This is a genomic window from Streptomyces qaidamensis (genome assembly GCF_001611795.1).
In the GTDB taxonomy this organism is placed as follows: Bacteria; Actinomycetota; Actinomycetes; order Streptomycetales; family Streptomycetaceae; genus Streptomyces; species Streptomyces qaidamensis.
In genome coordinates this window covers 6229858-6244488 of record NZ_CP015098.1, presented here as the reverse complement: position 1 = coordinate 6244488, position 14631 = coordinate 6229858, and the positions used below count along the sequence as shown (strand labels likewise).

Below are 14631 nucleotides of genomic sequence, written 5' to 3'. Positions count from 1 at the left end.
GGCGCAGCACCTCAACGGAGGAACGCGTGATCACATCTCGTCCCAACATCGTGAGCCTGAGCGACGTCGAGCCCAACCGCCGCCGAGGCGGTGACCTGCGCGCCATGCTCACTCCGGCCGCGGTGGGCGCCACCAGTGGATTCATGGGCGTGGCGCTCATCGAGCCCGGTGACCGAATCGGTGAGCACTACCACCCGTACTCCGAGGAGTTCGTGTACGTGGTGTGCGGGCAGCTCGAGGTGGACCTGGACGGCGAGCCGCACCCGCTCCGGCCCGAGCAGGGGCTGCTGATTCCCGTCAACGTGCGCCACCGCTTCCGCAACGTCGGCAAGGAGGAGGCCCGGCTGGTCTTCCACCTCGGCCCCCTGGCGCCGAGTCCGCCGCTGGGCCACGTCGACACCGAGGAGACCGGCGCCGAGTCCGCGGTGGTGGGAGCGGAGGCGGCCGCACGACGTCAGGTCCACTCATGACCAGGCGAGTGGCGGTCACCGGCATAGGCATCGTCGCTCCCGGAGGCATAGGCGTACCGGCGTTCTGGAACCTCCTGGCGGCCGGGCGCACCGCGACACGGGCCATCACGTTCTTCGACCCGTCCGGTCTGCGTTCGCGGATCGCCGCCGAGTGCGACTTCGACCCCGCTGCCCACGGCCTGGACCCGCGGGACGTGGAACGGAGCGACCGTTACATCCAGTTCGCCATGGTCGCGGGCGACGAAGCGGTACGGGACGCCGGTCTCGACCTCCCCGCCGAGGACCCCTGGCGGGTCGGCGTCTCGCTCGGCACCGCGGTCGGCGGCACCACCCGGCTGGAGCACGACTACGTCCTGGTCAGCCACGGCGGGCAGCGCTGGGACGTGGACCCCCGGGAAGCGGGCCCCGACCTGCACCGGGCGTTCACGCCCGGCGCGCTCGCCTCGACGGTGGCGGAGCGGTTCGGGGCGCGCGGCCCGGTGCAGACCGTGTCCACGGGCTGCACCTCCGGGCTCGACGCGGTCGGCTACGCCTTCCACACCGTGGAGGAGGGCCGGGCCGACATCTGCATAGCCGGCGCCTCGGACTCGCCGATCTCCCCGATCACCATGGCCTGCTTCGACGCGATCAAGGCCACCTCCCCGAACAACGACGACCCGGCCCACGCCTCGCGTCCCTTCGACGCCGACCGCGACGGGTTCGTCATGGGCGAGGGCGGCGCCGTCCTCGTCCTGGAGGAGCTCGAACACGCCAGGGCCCGCGGCGCGCGCGTGTACTGCGAACTCGGCGGCTACGCCACCTTCGGCAACGCCTACCACATGACGGGCCTCACCAGTGAGGGCGTGGAGATGGCCCGCGCCATCGACGACGCCCTCGACCACGCGCGGCTCGACCCCACCGCGATCGACTACGTCAACGCGCACGGCTCGGGCACCAAGCAGAACGACCGCCACGAGACCGCCGCGGTCAAGCGGGTCCTGGGACCGCACGCCTACGAAACCCCCATGAGTTCCATCAAGTCGATGGTGGGCCACTCCCTGGGCGCCATCGGAGCGATCGAACTCGTCGCCTGTGTGCTGGCCCTGACGCACCAGGTGGTACCGCCGACCGCGAACTACGAGACCCCCGACCCCGAGTGCGATCTGGACTACGTCCCCCGCGAGGCCAGGGAGCGCAAGCTCGACAGCGTGCTCTCGGTGGGCAGCGGATTCGGCGGATTCCAGTCCGCGGTGGTCATGAACCGGCCGAGGGAGACATCACGATGAGCGAACCTCGTCCCCGCGTGGCCGTCACGGGCATCGGTGTGGTCGCGCCCAACGGCTCCAGTACCGAGACCTTCTGGAAGTCCACCAGGGAGGGCATCAGCGTCCTGGACCGCGTCACCCGGGAGGGCTGTGAGCATCTGCCGCTGCGGGTGGCGGGCCAGGTGCGCGACTTCGACCCGGCGGCGGCCATCGAGGAGCGTTTCCTGGTCCAGACCGACCGGTTCACGCACTTCGCGATGGCCGCGGCCGACCTCGCGCTGGACGACGCCCGGCTCCCCCGGTCCGTGACCGACGAGGTGCCGTTCTCCGTGGGTGTGGTCACCGCGGCCGGTTCCGGCGGCGGCGAGTTCGGACAGCGCGAACTCCAGCAGCTGTGGGGCAAGGGCAGTCGCTTCGTCGGCCCGTACCAGTCCATCGCCTGGTTCTACGCCGCCAGCACCGGCCAGATCTCCATCCGCCGCGGCTTCAAGGGCCCCTGCTCGGTCGTCGCCGCCGACGAGGCCGGCGGCCTGGACGCCCTCGCCCACGCGGCACGAGCCGTGCGGCGCGGCACCGACGTGATCGTGGCCGGGGCGACCGAGGCGCCGATCGCGCCCTACTCCATGGTCTGCCAACTCGGCTACGAGGAACTCAGCACGGTCGACGACCCGACCTGCGCCTACCGCCCGTTCACGTCCGCGGCCTGCGGGTTCGTTCCCGCTGAGGGCGGCGCCATGGTCGTGGTGGAGGCGGAGAGCACGGCCCGGGAGCGGGGCGCGCCCGTGCGGGCCCACCTGGCCGGACATGCGGCGACCTTCACGGGGGCCTCCCGCTGGGAGGAGTCCCGGGAAGGGCTCGCCCAGGCCGTCCGGGGCGCTCTGGCGGAGGCCGGCTGCGCCCCCGAGGAGATCGACGTGGTGTTCGCCGACGCCCTCGGCGTACCGGAGGCGGACCGGGCCGAGGCCCTGGCCATCGCCGACGCTCTCGGGGCCCATGGCACCCGGGTGCCCGTCACCGCGCCGAAGACCGGGATCGGCCGGGGCTACTGCGCGGCGCCGCTGATGGACGCCGCGGCGGCGGTGCTCTCGATGGAGCACGGTCTGATCCCGCCCACCCCCAACGTCTTCGACATCTGCCACGACCTCGACCTCGTGACAGGCCGGGCCCGTACCGCCGAGGTACGCACGGCGCTGGTGCTGAGCCGCGGACTCATGGGGTCGAACTCGGCGCTGGTGCTGCGGCACGGCGCCACCGGCGCCTCGTCGTGAGGCGCCGTGGAACCGGCAAGGAAGGGAATGGCATGACTGACCGCATCACTGTGGAAGAGCTGTCCGAACTCATGAAGAAGTGCACCGGTGTCACCGTCGCCCCGGAGGAACTCCGCCGCGACGACACGGCCTTCGAGAGCCTCGGCGTCGACTCGCTGGGCCTGCTGGGCATCGTGGGCGAGCTGGAGAACCGGTACGGCACGCCGATGCCGACCGACGCCGAACGCTCCAAGACGCCCCGGCAGTTCCTCGACCTCGTCAACGGTGCCCTCCTGGCAGGAGCGTGACATGGCCGGACACACGCAGAACGAGATCATCATCGCCGCGCCGGTGGACCTGGTCTGGGAGGTGACCAACGACCTGGAGAACTGGCCGCAGCTGTTCAGCGAGTACGCCTCCGTCGAGGTCCTCTCCCGGGAGGGCCACAAGACGACCTTCCGGCTGACGATGCACCCCGACGAGAACGGCACCGTGTGGAGCTGGGTCTCCGAGCGCGAGCCGGACCGCGAGACGCTCACCGTCAAGGCCCGGCGGGTCGAGACGGGTCCCTTCGCCCACATGGACATCCACTGGCGGTACGAGGAGGTCCCGGCCGGCACGCGGATGGTGTGGACGCAGGACTTCGCGATGAAGCCGGACGCGCCGGTCGACGACGCGTGGATGACGGACAACATCAACCGGAACTCCAAGGTGCAGATGGCCCTGATCCGCGACCGCGTCGAGAAGATCGCCGCGGAGCGCGGTGCGAGTGCCCCTCTGACCGACTGAGCCGGACGGAGAACAGCCCCATGCACCAAGCTCTGATCGTCGCCCGCATGGCCCCGGGGTCGGCGCCCGACATCGCCAAGGTGTTCGAGGAGTCCGACCGGGGAGAGCTGCCGCACCTCGTCGGTGTGACCCGGCGCAGCCTCTTCCAGTTCGGCGATGTGTACCTGCACCTGATCGAGGCCGAGCACGAGCCCGGGCCGGCCATCGCCAAGATCACCGGCCATCCCGAGTTCCGGGACGTCAGCGAGCGGCTGGCCGCGTACGTCAGCGCGTACGACCCCGCGACCTGGCGTTCGCCGAAGGACGCCATGGCTCAGCGCTTCTACCTCTGGGAGCGCGAACCGGCCGGCTGACCGCCGCCGGCACTCAACGGTCGCCGGGTCCGCAGCGTCGCGGACCCGGCGACCGTTGGTCTGACTGCATCGGGGAGTCCCGGGATCACCGGGTTCCCGCGGGACGCGATCGGATCAGCCGGGGATGTGGCAGTCGAACGCGTGCAGATAGGGATTGACCGGGCTGATGTCGTCGATGACCAGGCCGGCCTCGGTGAGCCGGTCCACCATGCTCTGCCGGGTGTGCTTCGCCCCGCCGACGTTGAGGAGCAGCAACAGGTCCATCGCGGTGCTGAACCGCATCGAGGGCGAGTCGTCGACGAGGTTCTCGATGACCACCACGCGCGTCCCCGGGCCGCCGGCCTCGCGGACGTTGCGCAGCGTGCGGGTGGTGCTCTCGTCGTCCCACTCCAGGATGTTCTTGATGACGTAGACGTCGGCCTGCACCGGGACGGCCGTCCGGACGTCGCCGGGCACGACGTGCGCGCGGTCCGCGAGGTCGCCGCCCGTGCGCAGTCTCGGGACGGCGTTCTCCACCACCCGGGGAAGGTCGAGCAGCGTCCCGCGCATGTCCGGGTACTTGTCCAGCAGGCTCGCCACGACGTGCCCCTGGCCGCCACCGATGTCGGCCACCGAGGTGCATCCCGTGAGGTCGAGGAACGCGGCGACGTCCTGCGCCGACTGCACGCTGGAGGTCGTCATGGCGCGGTTGAAGACGTCCGCCGACTCCGGGGCGTCCTCATTGAGGTAGGGGAAGAACTCCTTGCCGTACAGGCCCTCCACGACGTTCCGGCCGGTGCGCACCGCCTCGTCCAGCTTCGGCCAGACGTCCCAGGTCCAGGGCTCGGTGCACCACAGCGTGATGGCGCGCAGGCTGTGGGGGTCGTCCTCGCGCAGCAGCCGGGAGACGTCGGTGTGCGCGAACGTCCCGTCCGGGCGTTCCGCGAAGACGCCGTGGCTGGACAGGGCTCGCAGGAGCCGTCGCAGCGGTCCGGGTTCGGTCTTCACCGCGGCCGCGATGTCCTCCGCGGCCATGGGGTCGTCACCGAGGGCGTCGGCGACGCCCAGACGGGCGGCCGCGCGCAGGGCGGCGGCGCATGCCGCCCCGAAGGCGAGTTCCCGCAGCCGCATGGACGGCGGAGGCGCGGGCTGGGTGGTCGTCATGTGCCGCCTTCCTACTTCGATCACGTCAACGGTGGGGGGTCAGCACAGGCCGGCGGGCTGGGACAGCCGGCAGGTGTTGCCCTGGAACGTGTTGCCCTGACCCGGGTCCGTGTTGACCAGGTCCGCCGGGGCGTTGCCCTGGAGCAGGTTGTCGCTGACCCGGTTGCGCTCGCTGGTCGTGCCGACGAAACTCTTGAACACGACGATGCCGCCCGACAGCGGGGACGTGCCGACGTTGTCCCGGATCACGTTGCGGGTGACCAGGTTGTCCTCGGTGCCCGTCAGGACGATGCCGGATCCCTGCAGGGCGTCCAGCCGTGCGGTCTTCGGGCAGGACTTGTTGTTGCGTTCGATGCGGTTCTCGCGCACGGTCACGAGGCCGGCCTTCGGCTTGTTCTCGTCGCCGACGACGAACAGCCCCGCGCAGTTGCCCGTGAGGTGGTTGTCCGAGACGGTCAGGTTGCGCAGCCGGCGGACGGTGAGGCCGATCCGGTTGCCCTGCAGCCGGTTGTACTCGACCACCGTCCCCCCGGTGTCCATGGCCCCGAGCTCCTCCTTGACCGTGTTGGCCAGGAACAGGCCCGCGTCGCCGTTGCCGCGGGCGGTGTTGCCGCGGAACGTCCCGCGGGCCGACTGCTCCGTGGCGATGCCCCACACCCCGTTCTCGACGGCGTCGACGTTCTGCACGGTCAGACCGTCGGCCTCATGGGCGTAGACACCGGCCTTGCCGAAGCCGGTCACCCTCAGGGAGGCGATGGTGACGCCGTCGACGTTGTGGTCCCGCGTGCCCTCGACGCAGATGCCGTTGCCGGCCGCGGCGCAGCCGTCGGCGGCCCTCCCGGTGTCCGGTGCGGTCGCGGTCCCCGGGGCCGCCTGCGGCCGGAGCACCGTGCCGCGGCCCATGCCGCGCAGGGTGAGTCCGGGAGTGCTCACGCTGACGCTCTCGCGGTGGGTGCCGTGGGCCAGCAGGACGGTGTCGCCCGGCCGGGCGGAGTCGACCGCCTGCTGGATCGACTCCCCCGGTCTGACCAGATGGACCGTGTGGGTGGCGGTCGGCGCGGCGGCGCCGAGGCCCGTCCCGAGCAGCGCCGCCGCGCATGCCAGTGGCGCGATATGACATTTATTCATATTGCGCACATTAATGGTGAAAGGTGCCAAACCAGTGGGATGGGCCATCCAGCGGCGTGGCACCCAGGGCCTGATGTCGACGATGGGACTTTGCGGACACGGCCTAAGGCTCGGTGGCGGGCGTTTTGCCTGCATGGGTGGGGTGTTGAGGTGCGTGTCAGGGGCGGTCTTGCCCGACCGCCCCTCCAACGAGTGGCGTCGAGAACAGCCTCAGCTGTGATGAGGGCAGCCTCCGCGCGTGATCGACGACCTTGCCGACGTGACCTGGGACCGTGACTCGACGACCTCTTCCTGGGCATCGGCCACCGTTTCGGTCGCGCAGACCTGCGCCGCCGCATGCGCGACTCCGTGCGTGCCCTGCTCGGCCGGTCGGCCGCAGAAACGGCTGGCACCTGGCCGAACACACAGGCCACCGCACCCCCGACGGCCTGCAACGGCTGCTGAACGGAGCCACCTGGAACGCCGACGACGTCCGCGACGACCTGCAGTCACATCACCAGCAAGATCAGACCTGCGGCTGGAGTACTAGCCGAGGATCCCCCGGTCGTAGGCCACCGCCACCGCCGCCGCGCGGTCCTTGGCGCCGAGCTTGGCGTAGAGGTGGGTGAGGTGGGTCTTCACGGTCGCCTCGCTGATGAACAGTTCGCGGGCGATCTCGCGGTTGGAGGTGCCCTTGGCCACCAGGGCCAGGACCTCGCGCTCCCGGGCGGAGAGCGGCTCGTTGCCGGGGGCCCTGGGCGTACGGACCGCGGAGACCAGGCGGGACGCCACCGCCGGGGAGAGGACCGTGCGGCCTTCCGACGCCGCCCGGACCGCCGTGAACAGCTCCTCGCGCGGGGCGTCCTTCAGCAGGTAGCCGGTCGCACCCGCCTCGATCGCGGGGAGGGTGTCGGAGTCGGTGTCGTAGGTGGTGAGGACGAGGACCTTGGCGCGGGCGCCGGTGCGGCCCAGTTCGCGGATGGCGTCCACTCCCCCGCCGCCCGGCATGCGCAGATCCATCAGGATCACGTCCGGGTCGAGGCCCGCGGCGAGCGAGACCGCCTCGACGCCGTTCGGTGCCTCGCCCAGGACACGGAAGCCCGGCGCGGACTCGAACATGCCGCGCAGTCCGTCCCGGACGACGGGGTGGTCGTCGACGATCAGCAGCGTGATCGGGGCGTCCCCCGTCGTGGCGTCTTCAGTCATGGCGGACCAACGGTACGCGAGCGGAGACGGCCGTACCGAGGCCTGGTTCGGACTCGACGGTGAGGGAGCCGGCGATGCGTTCGGCGCGGGCGCGCATGCCGGGCAGGCCGAAACCGCCGGTACTGGTGCGTTCCCGTACGGCGGTCCGGTCGAAGCCGCGGCCGTCGTCGCGGATGTCCAGGGTGACCTCGTCGCCCATGAAGGACAGGGTGACGCCGGCCCGGGTGGCGTGCGCGTGCCGTGCGGTGTTGGACAGGGCCTCCTGGGCGATGCGCAGCAGGGTGGCCGCGACCTCGTCGTGGAGCTGCTCGACCGTGCCCGTGACGGTGAACCGCGTGTCCACGCCCGTGCGTTCGCCCCATTCCGACGCGGTCTTCTCCAGGGCCTCGGGCAGGCCGTCGTGCGCGAGGGCCACGGGGGCGAGGTTGTGCACGGAGCGGCGGGCCTCGCCGAGGCTGTGCCGGGCCAGGTCCATCGCGCGGGAGACGTGCTCGCGGGCCAGGTCCGGGTCCGGGGTGTTCGCCACCACCTGGAGCTGGGCGATGATGCCGGTCAGCCCCTGGGCGATGGTGTCGTGGATCTCGGCGGCCAGCCGCCGTCGCTCGTCGGCGACCCCGGCCTCCCTGGCCTGCACCAGGAGCTGGGCGTGCAGGGCCGCGTTCTCGTCGAGGGCCTGCTGCAACGCGGCGTTGGTGCGCTCCAGTTCGGCGATGGTGCCGGTCTGGATGCGGGTGCGTTCCTCCTCGCGCGCGGCCAGCCGGCCGAACACGGTGATCAGCACGATGTGGACGCAGAGCAGTCCGCCGAACAACGTCCAGTGCAGGATCCCTCGCGGGGGCATGCCGGTGGCCTGGGAACCCGCGACGGTCACCGCGGTGGCCAGCAGCCCGAGCTTGAGCGCGCGGCCACGCAGCAGCCGTTCGGCACCCACGTACCCGGCGGCGCCGTAGAACGCGAAGAACGGGTTGCACCAGCTGAGCACGAAGCCCAACGCCCAGCGCACGAAGTAGTAGCAGGCGCCCGGCGCCGAGGGAGCCGGCGGCCGGCCGCGGGACCACCACCCCCACCCCAGTTGCAGGACCACCGCGGCGGCGACGAGGGCGACGGCGGTGTACCGCTCCACCGTCGACATGCCGACCAGGGCGGCCGTCGCCGCGGAGAGCACCGTGCCGGCCGCGAGCATCCCGTACGGCCCCCAGCGGTGGTACGCCGCCCACCGCTGCTCCACTCCCGCCACGTCTGCCATGCCCTCAGTGTTGCCCACGGTCCGGGCCTTCCCTCCCGGCTCCGGTCATTGCCAGCGGAACCAGCGGGCGGCCGACACCGAGAGCACCGCCGTCCACGCCGCCAGCACGGCCAGGTGCCCCCAGCCCGGCCAGTCGCCGGCGGCCGCCTCGTCCAGGGCCCGGGCGGCGGCGCCGAACGGGGTGAACTCGACGATACGGGCCAGCACGTCCGGCATGGCCTGCACCGGCACCCACACGCCGGCGCTGAACAGCATCGGAAAGAACACGGCGCTCCCGATCGCGGTGGCGATCTTCGTCGTACGGGCCCGCGCCGAGACGACCGCGCCCAGCGAGAGGGCCGCGAGCACGGCGAGGAGCAGCGCGAACAGGTACCCGAAGGGCTGCTCGGGCAGCCGTACGTCGAAGGCGAGCCGTCCGACCGTGAGCGTGAGCAGCGCGGAGGCCAGCGCCGCCAGGCCGTTCACCAGCATCTGGGCCGCCAGCAGGGAGGCGGGCCGGACCGGGGTGGTGGACAGCCGGCGCAGGATCCCGTTCTCGCGGTAGCCGGTGAGGGTCGGGGGCATCGCCTGCACGCCGGCCATGATCAGGGCGATCAGGACGCTCACGGGCACGTAGACGTCGACGGTCCGCAGCCCGCCGAGTTGGTCCTGCGCCTGGCGGAAGGACGGCACGGAACCCAGGATGCCCAGCAGCAGGCTGGGGAACAGCATGACCCAGAAGAGGCTGCCCGGCTCGCGTCGGAAGAGCCGGAACTCGCTGCGCAGCACAGGGGGGTTGATCAGGGCGGTGCTCATGCGGAGGCCTCCGTCAGGTCCAGGAACGCGTCGTCCAGCGTGGCGTCGGTGACGCGGAGCTGGTGGGCGGTGATGTGGTGGCGGGCAAGCAGGGAGAGCACGGCGCTGACCGTGTCGTCGGTGCCGGACAGCGTGATGCGGCCGTCCTTGCGGTCGAGGGCGACCAGGGCGGGGAGGTCGTTCAGCTCACGGTCGTCCAGGGGTCCGGACGGGGTGAAGCTGATGACGGTGGCGCCCGCGGAGCGGCGGATCAGCCCGGCCGGGGTGTCCAGGGCGGCCACCCGTCCCCGGTCGATCACCGCGATGCGGTCGCACAACCGCTGCGCCTCCTCCATGAAGTGGGTGACGAGCAGCACCGTGACGCCCCGGGCGCGGACGTCCTCGATGAGCTGCCAGGTGTCGCGGCGGGCGCGCGGGTCGAGGCCGGTGGTGAGCTCGTCGAGCACCACGACCCTGGGGTCGCCGATCAGGGCGAGCGCGATGAACAGACGCTGCTTCTGGCCGCCGGACAGCTTCGCGAACCGGGTGGACAACTTCTCCTCCAGCCGGAGCCGTTCGGCCAGGGGGCGCCAGTCGGCGGGGGCCGGGTAGAAGGCGGCGTACAGCTCCAGCGCCTCGCGGACGGTGAGTTTCGGCTGGAGCCGGCTCTCCTGGAGCTGGGCGCCCAGGACCCGGGCGACCCGCTCGTGGTCGGCGACGGGGTCGAGGCCGGTGACACGGACGCGGCCGGAGTCGGGTTCGCGCAGCCCCTCGACGCATTCGACGGTGGTGGTCTTCCCGGCGCCGTTCGGGCCGAGGATCCCGAAGATCTCCCCTTCCTCGACGGTGAAGGAGACACCGTCGACGGCGGGACGGCCGGCGTAGCTCTTGCGTAGGTCGGTCACTTCGATGACGGGTGCGGTCGGCATACGAAGAGGGTCCCGGCGGGGCGGCGTCCGCCACATCGGCCGTCCCGCTCGAACGGCCATCAGCCGATCGGTTGATGCGGCCCTACGACCCGGCCGGTGCGGCCGTACGACCCGTCGAACGCCCAGGTCGTAGGACCAACGTCCGACCCGGGTCCGGCGGAAACTCGGTGGGCAGTGTCAGTGGCGATCCGTAGGCTCGCTGCTGATGGCCACCACACCAGCCCCCGCCCAGGACCGTTCCGCCGTGCGTACGCTGCTGCGCCTGTGGCCGTACGTGCGGCCCGTGCGGGCGCGGCTGTTCAGTGCCGCGTTGGTCGCGATAGTCGCCTCCTGCGTGGGCCTGGTGATCCCGCTCGCCCTGAAGTGGATGGTGGACGGGCCGATCGCCGACCGGGACCCGGCGGGCGTGTGGCTCGGCGCACTGTTCCTGCTGCTGCTCGGCTTCACGGAAGCCCTGCTGTTCGGGCTGCGTCGGTGGCTGGTGGCCCGCCCGCTCTCGCACGTCGAGGCGTCGATGCGGGCGGCTCTGTACCGGCACCTCCAGCGGCTGCCGGTGGCCTTCCACGACCGGTGGGCCTCGGGGCAGTTGCTCTCCCGGGGGACGACGGACCTGATGCTGCTGCGCATGTTCCTGGCGTTTCCGCTGACGTTCCTCCTGGTCAACGGGGTGACGATCCTGGTCGGCGTGATCATCATGCTGCTCCAGGACTGGACGCTGGGGCTGGTCATCCTCGGGCCCGCCGTCCCCGTCATGGTCACGTGCGTGATCTTCGAGAGGCGCTACGCGAAGCTGGCCCGGCGCGCCCAGGACCAGGTCGGCGATCTGACGACGGTCGTCGAGGAGAGTGTGCTCGGCATCCGCATCATCAAGGGCTTCGGCCGCCACCGGAGCCAGGAGCGGGCGTTCCGGGACCTGTCGAAGACGCTGCGCGGCACGGAACTGCGCAAGGCGCGGCTGCTGGCGACGATCTGGGGCGTCATCGTGACGCTGCCGGAGGTGGCCATCGCGGCGGCGCTGGTGGTGGGGGTCGTCCAGGTGGCCGACGGTGTTCTGTCGGCGGGGACGCTGGTGGCGTTCCTGTCGACGGCGCTGGCGTTGCGGTGGCCGGTGGAGTCGATCGGTTTCCTGCTGGCGATGAGCCAGGAGGCGGCGACGGCCACGGAGCGGTACTTCGAGGTGATGGACGCGGAGGCGGAGGGGGCTGCGGGCGCCCCGGCCGCCGCCCCGGACTCGGGCACCACCCCGAAGCCGGGCACCACCCCGGACTCGGGCACCACCCCGGACTCGGGCACCACCCCGAAGCCGGGCACCACCCCGAAGCCGGGCACCGCCCCGGACCCGGGCACCACCCCGGACTCGGGCACCGCCCCGAAGCCGGGCACCACCCCGGACTCGGGCACCACCCCGGACTCGGGCACCACCCCGGAACCGCCCCGGACTCGGGCACCGGCTCGGGCTCCGGCACCGACACCGGGCAGGTCCGGGACAGGGGGCTCCGTTTCCGCGGCGTCCGGTTCCGCTACCCCGACGCCCCGCCCGACAGCCCGCCCGTCCTTCACCACATCGACCTGCACATCCGTCCGGGCGAGTCCATGGCGCTGGTCGGTGCCACCGGCAGCGGCAAGACCACCCTCACCGCGCTCATCCCCCGCCTGTACGAGCTGACCTCGGGCCGCATCACCCTCGACGGCGTCGACATCACCGGCCTGTCCAGGGAGGCGCTGCGCGCCAAGGTCGCCGTGGCCTTCGAGGAGCCCACGCTGTTCTCCGCCTCGGTGGGCGACAACGTTCTCATGGGGGCGAAGGACACCGCCGGCCAGGCCGACCTGGAGCGCGCGCTCGCCGTCGCCCAGGCCGGCTTCGTGCACTCCCTGCCCCAGGGGACGGACACCCCGGTGGGCGAGCAGGGCCTCAGCCTCTCCGGCGGTCAGCGCCAGCGCCTCGCACTCGCCCGGGCCGTCGTCGCGCAGCCGGAGTTCCTCGTCCTGGACGACCCGCTGTCGGCCCTGGACGTGCACACCGAGGCCGCCGTGGAGGCCGCACTGCGGCAGGTCCTCGCGGACACCACCGCCCTGATCGTGGCGCACCGCCCCTCCACCGTGCTGCTCGCCGACCGCGTCGCGCTGCTGTCCGGCGGCCGGATCGCCGCGGTCGGCACCCACCACGAACTGCTGCGCACGAACGCCGAGTACGCGCATCTGATGTCGGGGGAAGAGGAGGGCGCACGATGACGGCGGCCACCGGCGCACCAACCGGCGACAAACCCTTCGACGACCGGCCCGGCAGGCAACCCGACGACCGGCCCGCCGCCACCGGCGACCCCTTCGACCGGGACGTCCTGCCCACTCCCCCGGGCGCCACCGGTAGCCTGCTGCGCTCCCTGCTCGCGCCCCTGAAGGCCCGGGTCGCGGTCACCACGCTCCTGCTGCTGCTCCAGCAGGCGGTCGTACAGGCGGGCCCGCTGCTCGTGGCGTACGCCATCGACCGTGCCGTACCGGCGTTCCGGGCGCAGGACCACGGGCCGCTGATCGCGGTGGGCGCCGGCTCTCTGGGGTGCGCGCTGGCCGCGGGCGGGCTGCAGTTCGCGTTCGTCGCCGCCGCGGCCCGGGTCAGCCAGGACGTGCTGCTCGACCTGCGCGGCCGGATCTTCCGCCACGCGCAGGCGCTGAGCGTCGACTTCCACGAGCGCTACACCTCGGGCCGGCTCATCTCCCGCTCCACGGCCGACGTGGAGTCGCTGCGCGAGCTGCTGGACGAGGGCCTCCAGGAGCTCGTGACGGTCATCCTGTCCTTCGTCTACATCTCGGCGATGCTGCTCTGGCTCGACCTGGGCCTCGGGAGCGTTGCGGTGGCGTCCCTGGTGCCGCTGTACGCGCTCGTGCGGTGGTACCGGCGGCGGGCCGCCCGGGTGTACCGGGCGCGGTCGACGGCCATCGCGGCCGTCATCGTCAAGTTCGTCGAGACGATGAACGGCATCCGGCCGGTGCGCGCCTTCCGCCGCGAGGCCGCCAACGACGCGGACTTCGGCGAGCTCAACCGGCGGCACGAACGGGTCAACGGCGACGCGCTGCTGGAGATGGCCCGCTACGTCACCGGCTCGCGGCTGGTCGCCAACACGGCGGTCGCCTCGATCGTGCTGTGGGGCGCCCACCGGGTCGCGGACGGCACGCTGGCCCTCGGCGTGCTGGCGGCCGCCGTCCTGTACCTGCGGCGGCTGTACGACCCCATCGACCGGCTCGGGATGTTCCTGAACTCCTACCAGTCGGCGGCGGCCTCGCTGGAGAAGATCGCCGGCCTGCTCGCCCAGACCCCGTCGGTCCCCGAGCCGGCCCCCCCCCGGCAGCTCCCGCCGCTCGAAGGCGAGCACCCCGGCCGCGAGGTGGTCTTCGACGGCGTCCGCTTCGGCTACCGCACCGGCGGCGAGGTGCTGCCCGCGTTCGACCTCACCCTTCCGGCCGGGCAGACGGTCGCGGTCGTGGGCTCCACGGGCGCCGGAAAGTCGACTCTGGCCAAGCTGTTGGCCCGGTTCTACGACCCTTCCGGCGGGCGGGTACTGCTGAACGGCGTCGACCTGCGCGACCTCGCCGTGCCCGAGTTGCGGCGCGGGGTGGTCATGGTGACGCAGGAGGCGTTCCTGTTCTCCGGCACGGTCGCCGACAACATCGCCATCGGCCGCCCGGACGCCACCCGCGAGGAGATCGAGCAGGCCGCCAAGGAGATCGGCGCGCACGACTTCATCAGCAGCCTGCCCGACGGCTACGACACCGACGTACGCAAGCGCGGCGGCCGCATCTCCGCCGGGCAGCGGCAACTGGTGGCGTTCGCCCGGGCGTTGCTGGCCGACCCGGCGGTGCTGATCCTCGACGAGGCGACCAGCTCACTGGACGTCCCCGGGGAGCGTGCGGTGCAGCGGGCCATGGCGACGGTACTGAAGGGCCGTACGGCGGTGGTCATCGCGCACCGGCTGTCGACCGTCGAGATCGCGGACCGGGTCCTGGTGATGGAGCACGGCCGGATCGTGGAGGACGGCGAACCGTCCGAACTCATCGCGGGCACGGGCAGGTTCGCGGATTTGCACCGGGCCTGGCGGGACAGTCTGGCGTAGGGCGGCGGCAGGAGGGC

The 14631-nt window shown here is 72.0% G+C and carries 13 protein-coding genes and 2 pseudogenes; 9 read left to right on the top strand and 6 right to left on the bottom strand.

The features are described 5' to 3' along the window. Positions 1-26: 26 nt before the first annotated feature. From A4E84_RS27875 to A4E84_RS27850, 6 genes are read left to right on the top strand one after another with little or no spacing between them, the layout of a single operon-like run. Positions 27-470 carry a cupin domain-containing protein gene (locus A4E84_RS27875; RefSeq protein WP_062929169.1) on the top strand — a complete coding sequence of 148 codons (444 nt, stop codon included), beginning with the start codon at positions 27-29 and terminating at the stop codon, positions 468-470. Next, entirely contained in the window at positions 467-1735 is a 1269-nt protein-coding gene (locus A4E84_RS27870) for a beta-ketoacyl-[acyl-carrier-protein] synthase family protein (protein WP_062929168.1), read from the top strand. Before A4E84_RS27875 ends, A4E84_RS27870 begins: the two co-directional genes overlap by 4 nt. Further along, positions 1732-2982 (top strand): ketosynthase chain-length factor, encoded by a 1251-nt coding sequence (locus A4E84_RS27865; protein WP_062929167.1) that lies wholly within the window; start codon positions 1732-1734, stop codon positions 2980-2982. The genes A4E84_RS27870 and A4E84_RS27865 overlap by 4 nt, the downstream gene beginning before the upstream one ends. Positions 2983-3014: 32 nt before the next feature. Then, positions 3015-3269 carry an acyl carrier protein gene (locus A4E84_RS27860; protein WP_033313356.1) on the top strand — a complete coding sequence of 85 codons (255 nt, stop codon included), beginning with the start codon at positions 3015-3017 and terminating at the stop codon, positions 3267-3269. A 1-nt stretch (position 3270) separates the two neighbouring features. Beyond that, positions 3271-3750, top strand: a complete 480-nt coding sequence (locus tag A4E84_RS27855; RefSeq protein ID WP_062929166.1) for an SRPBCC family protein — start codon at positions 3271-3273, stop codon at positions 3748-3750. A gap of 20 nt (positions 3751-3770) precedes the next feature. Then, positions 3771-4103 carry a TcmI family type II polyketide cyclase gene (locus A4E84_RS27850; protein ID WP_062929165.1) on the top strand — a complete coding sequence of 111 codons (333 nt, stop codon included), beginning with the start codon at positions 3771-3773 and terminating at the stop codon, positions 4101-4103. Positions 4104-4217: 114 nt separating this feature from the next. Here A4E84_RS27850 and A4E84_RS27845 read toward each other — a convergent pair whose 3' ends face one another. Both A4E84_RS27845 and A4E84_RS27840 read right to left on the bottom strand, forming a co-directional pair. Further along, positions 4218-5246 carry a methyltransferase gene (locus A4E84_RS27845; RefSeq protein ID WP_062929164.1) on the bottom strand — a complete coding sequence of 343 codons (1029 nt, stop codon included), beginning with the start codon at positions 5244-5246 and terminating at the stop codon, positions 4218-4220. A gap of 39 nt (positions 5247-5285) precedes the next feature. Further along, positions 5286-6374 (bottom strand): right-handed parallel beta-helix repeat-containing protein, encoded by a 1089-nt coding sequence (locus tag A4E84_RS27840; protein ID WP_062929163.1) that lies wholly within the window; start codon positions 6372-6374, stop codon positions 5286-5288. A 259-nt stretch (positions 6375-6633) separates the two neighbouring features. Here A4E84_RS27840 and A4E84_RS45950 point away from each other — a divergent pair. Next, a pseudogene (locus A4E84_RS45950) lies at positions 6634-6868 on the top strand (IS701 family transposase); the annotation flags it as partial. 31 nt (positions 6869-6899) lie between these two features. Here A4E84_RS45950 and A4E84_RS27835 read toward each other — a convergent pair. Genes A4E84_RS27835 through A4E84_RS27820 form a run of 4 tightly spaced genes read right to left on the bottom strand, consistent with a single transcriptional unit; the run spans position 6900 to position 10508 of the window. Then, positions 6900-7559 carry a response regulator gene (locus A4E84_RS27835; RefSeq protein ID WP_062929162.1) on the bottom strand — a complete coding sequence of 220 codons (660 nt, stop codon included), beginning with the start codon at positions 7557-7559 and terminating at the stop codon, positions 6900-6902. Further along, entirely contained in the window at positions 7552-8805 is a 1254-nt protein-coding gene (locus A4E84_RS27830; RefSeq protein ID WP_079129142.1) for a sensor histidine kinase, read from the bottom strand. Before A4E84_RS27830 ends, A4E84_RS27835 begins: the two co-directional genes overlap by 8 nt. A gap of 45 nt (positions 8806-8850) precedes the next feature. Next, the gene (locus A4E84_RS27825) at positions 8851-9600 is read right to left on the bottom strand and encodes an ABC transporter permease (RefSeq protein WP_062929160.1); all 750 of its coding nucleotides are present in this window, start codon (positions 9598-9600) and stop codon (positions 8851-8853) included. After that, complete coding sequence (locus tag A4E84_RS27820; RefSeq protein ID WP_062929159.1) at positions 9597-10508, bottom strand: ABC transporter ATP-binding protein; 912 nt, start codon at positions 10506-10508, stop codon at positions 9597-9599. The genes A4E84_RS27825 and A4E84_RS27820 overlap by 4 nt, the downstream gene beginning before the upstream one ends. 205 nt (positions 10509-10713) lie before the next feature. On the opposite strand from A4E84_RS27820, the pseudogene A4E84_RS27815 reads away from it, so the two are divergent. Together A4E84_RS27815 and A4E84_RS27810 are read left to right on the top strand one after the other, a co-directional pair. Further along, positions 10714-12740: pseudogene (locus A4E84_RS27815) on the top strand (ABC transporter ATP-binding protein). Continuing rightward, positions 12737-14614, top strand: a complete 1878-nt coding sequence (locus A4E84_RS27810; RefSeq protein ID WP_062929158.1) for an ABC transporter ATP-binding protein — start codon at positions 12737-12739, stop codon at positions 14612-14614. Before A4E84_RS27815 ends, A4E84_RS27810 begins: the two are co-directional and overlap by 4 nt. Positions 14615-14631: the final 17 nt, after the last annotated feature.

What these genes read in the sequence shown, in the direction of transcription:
- A4E84_RS27855 (WP_062929166.1), top strand. Translation starts at nt 3,271, where the DNA reads ATGGCCGGACACACGCAGAACGAGATCATCATCGCCGCGCCGGTGGAC.
- A4E84_RS27865 (WP_062929167.1), top strand. Translation starts at nt 1,732, where the DNA reads ATGAGCGAACCTCGTCCCCGCGTGGCCGTCACGGGCATCGGTGTGGTC.
- A4E84_RS27850 (WP_062929165.1), top strand. Translation starts at nt 3,771, where the DNA reads ATGCACCAAGCTCTGATCGTCGCCCGCATGGCCCCGGGGTCGGCGCCC.
- A4E84_RS27810 (WP_062929158.1), top strand. Translation starts at nt 12,737, where the DNA reads ATGACGGCGGCCACCGGCGCACCAACCGGCGACAAACCCTTCGACGAC.
- A4E84_RS27860 (WP_033313356.1), top strand. Translation starts at nt 3,015, where the DNA reads ATGACTGACCGCATCACTGTGGAAGAGCTGTCCGAACTCATGAAGAAG.
- A4E84_RS27825 (WP_062929160.1), bottom strand. Translation starts at nt 9,600, where the DNA reads ATGAGCACCGCCCTGATCAACCCCCCTGTGCTGCGCAGCGAGTTCCGG.
- A4E84_RS27830 (WP_079129142.1), bottom strand. Translation starts at nt 8,805, where the DNA reads ATGGCAGACGTGGCGGGAGTGGAGCAGCGGTGGGCGGCGTACCACCGC.
- A4E84_RS27845 (WP_062929164.1), bottom strand. Translation starts at nt 5,246, where the DNA reads ATGACGACCACCCAGCCCGCGCCTCCGCCGTCCATGCGGCTGCGGGAA.
- A4E84_RS27835 (WP_062929162.1), bottom strand. Translation starts at nt 7,559, where the DNA reads ATGACTGAAGACGCCACGACGGGGGACGCCCCGATCACGCTGCTGATC.
- A4E84_RS27820 (WP_062929159.1), bottom strand. Translation starts at nt 10,508, where the DNA reads ATGCCGACCGCACCCGTCATCGAAGTGACCGACCTACGCAAGAGCTAC.
- A4E84_RS27840 (WP_062929163.1), bottom strand. Translation starts at nt 6,374, where the DNA reads ATGAATAAATGTCATATCGCGCCACTGGCATGCGCGGCGGCGCTGCTC.
- A4E84_RS27870 (WP_062929168.1), top strand. Translation starts at nt 467, where the DNA reads ATGACCAGGCGAGTGGCGGTCACCGGCATAGGCATCGTCGCTCCCGGA.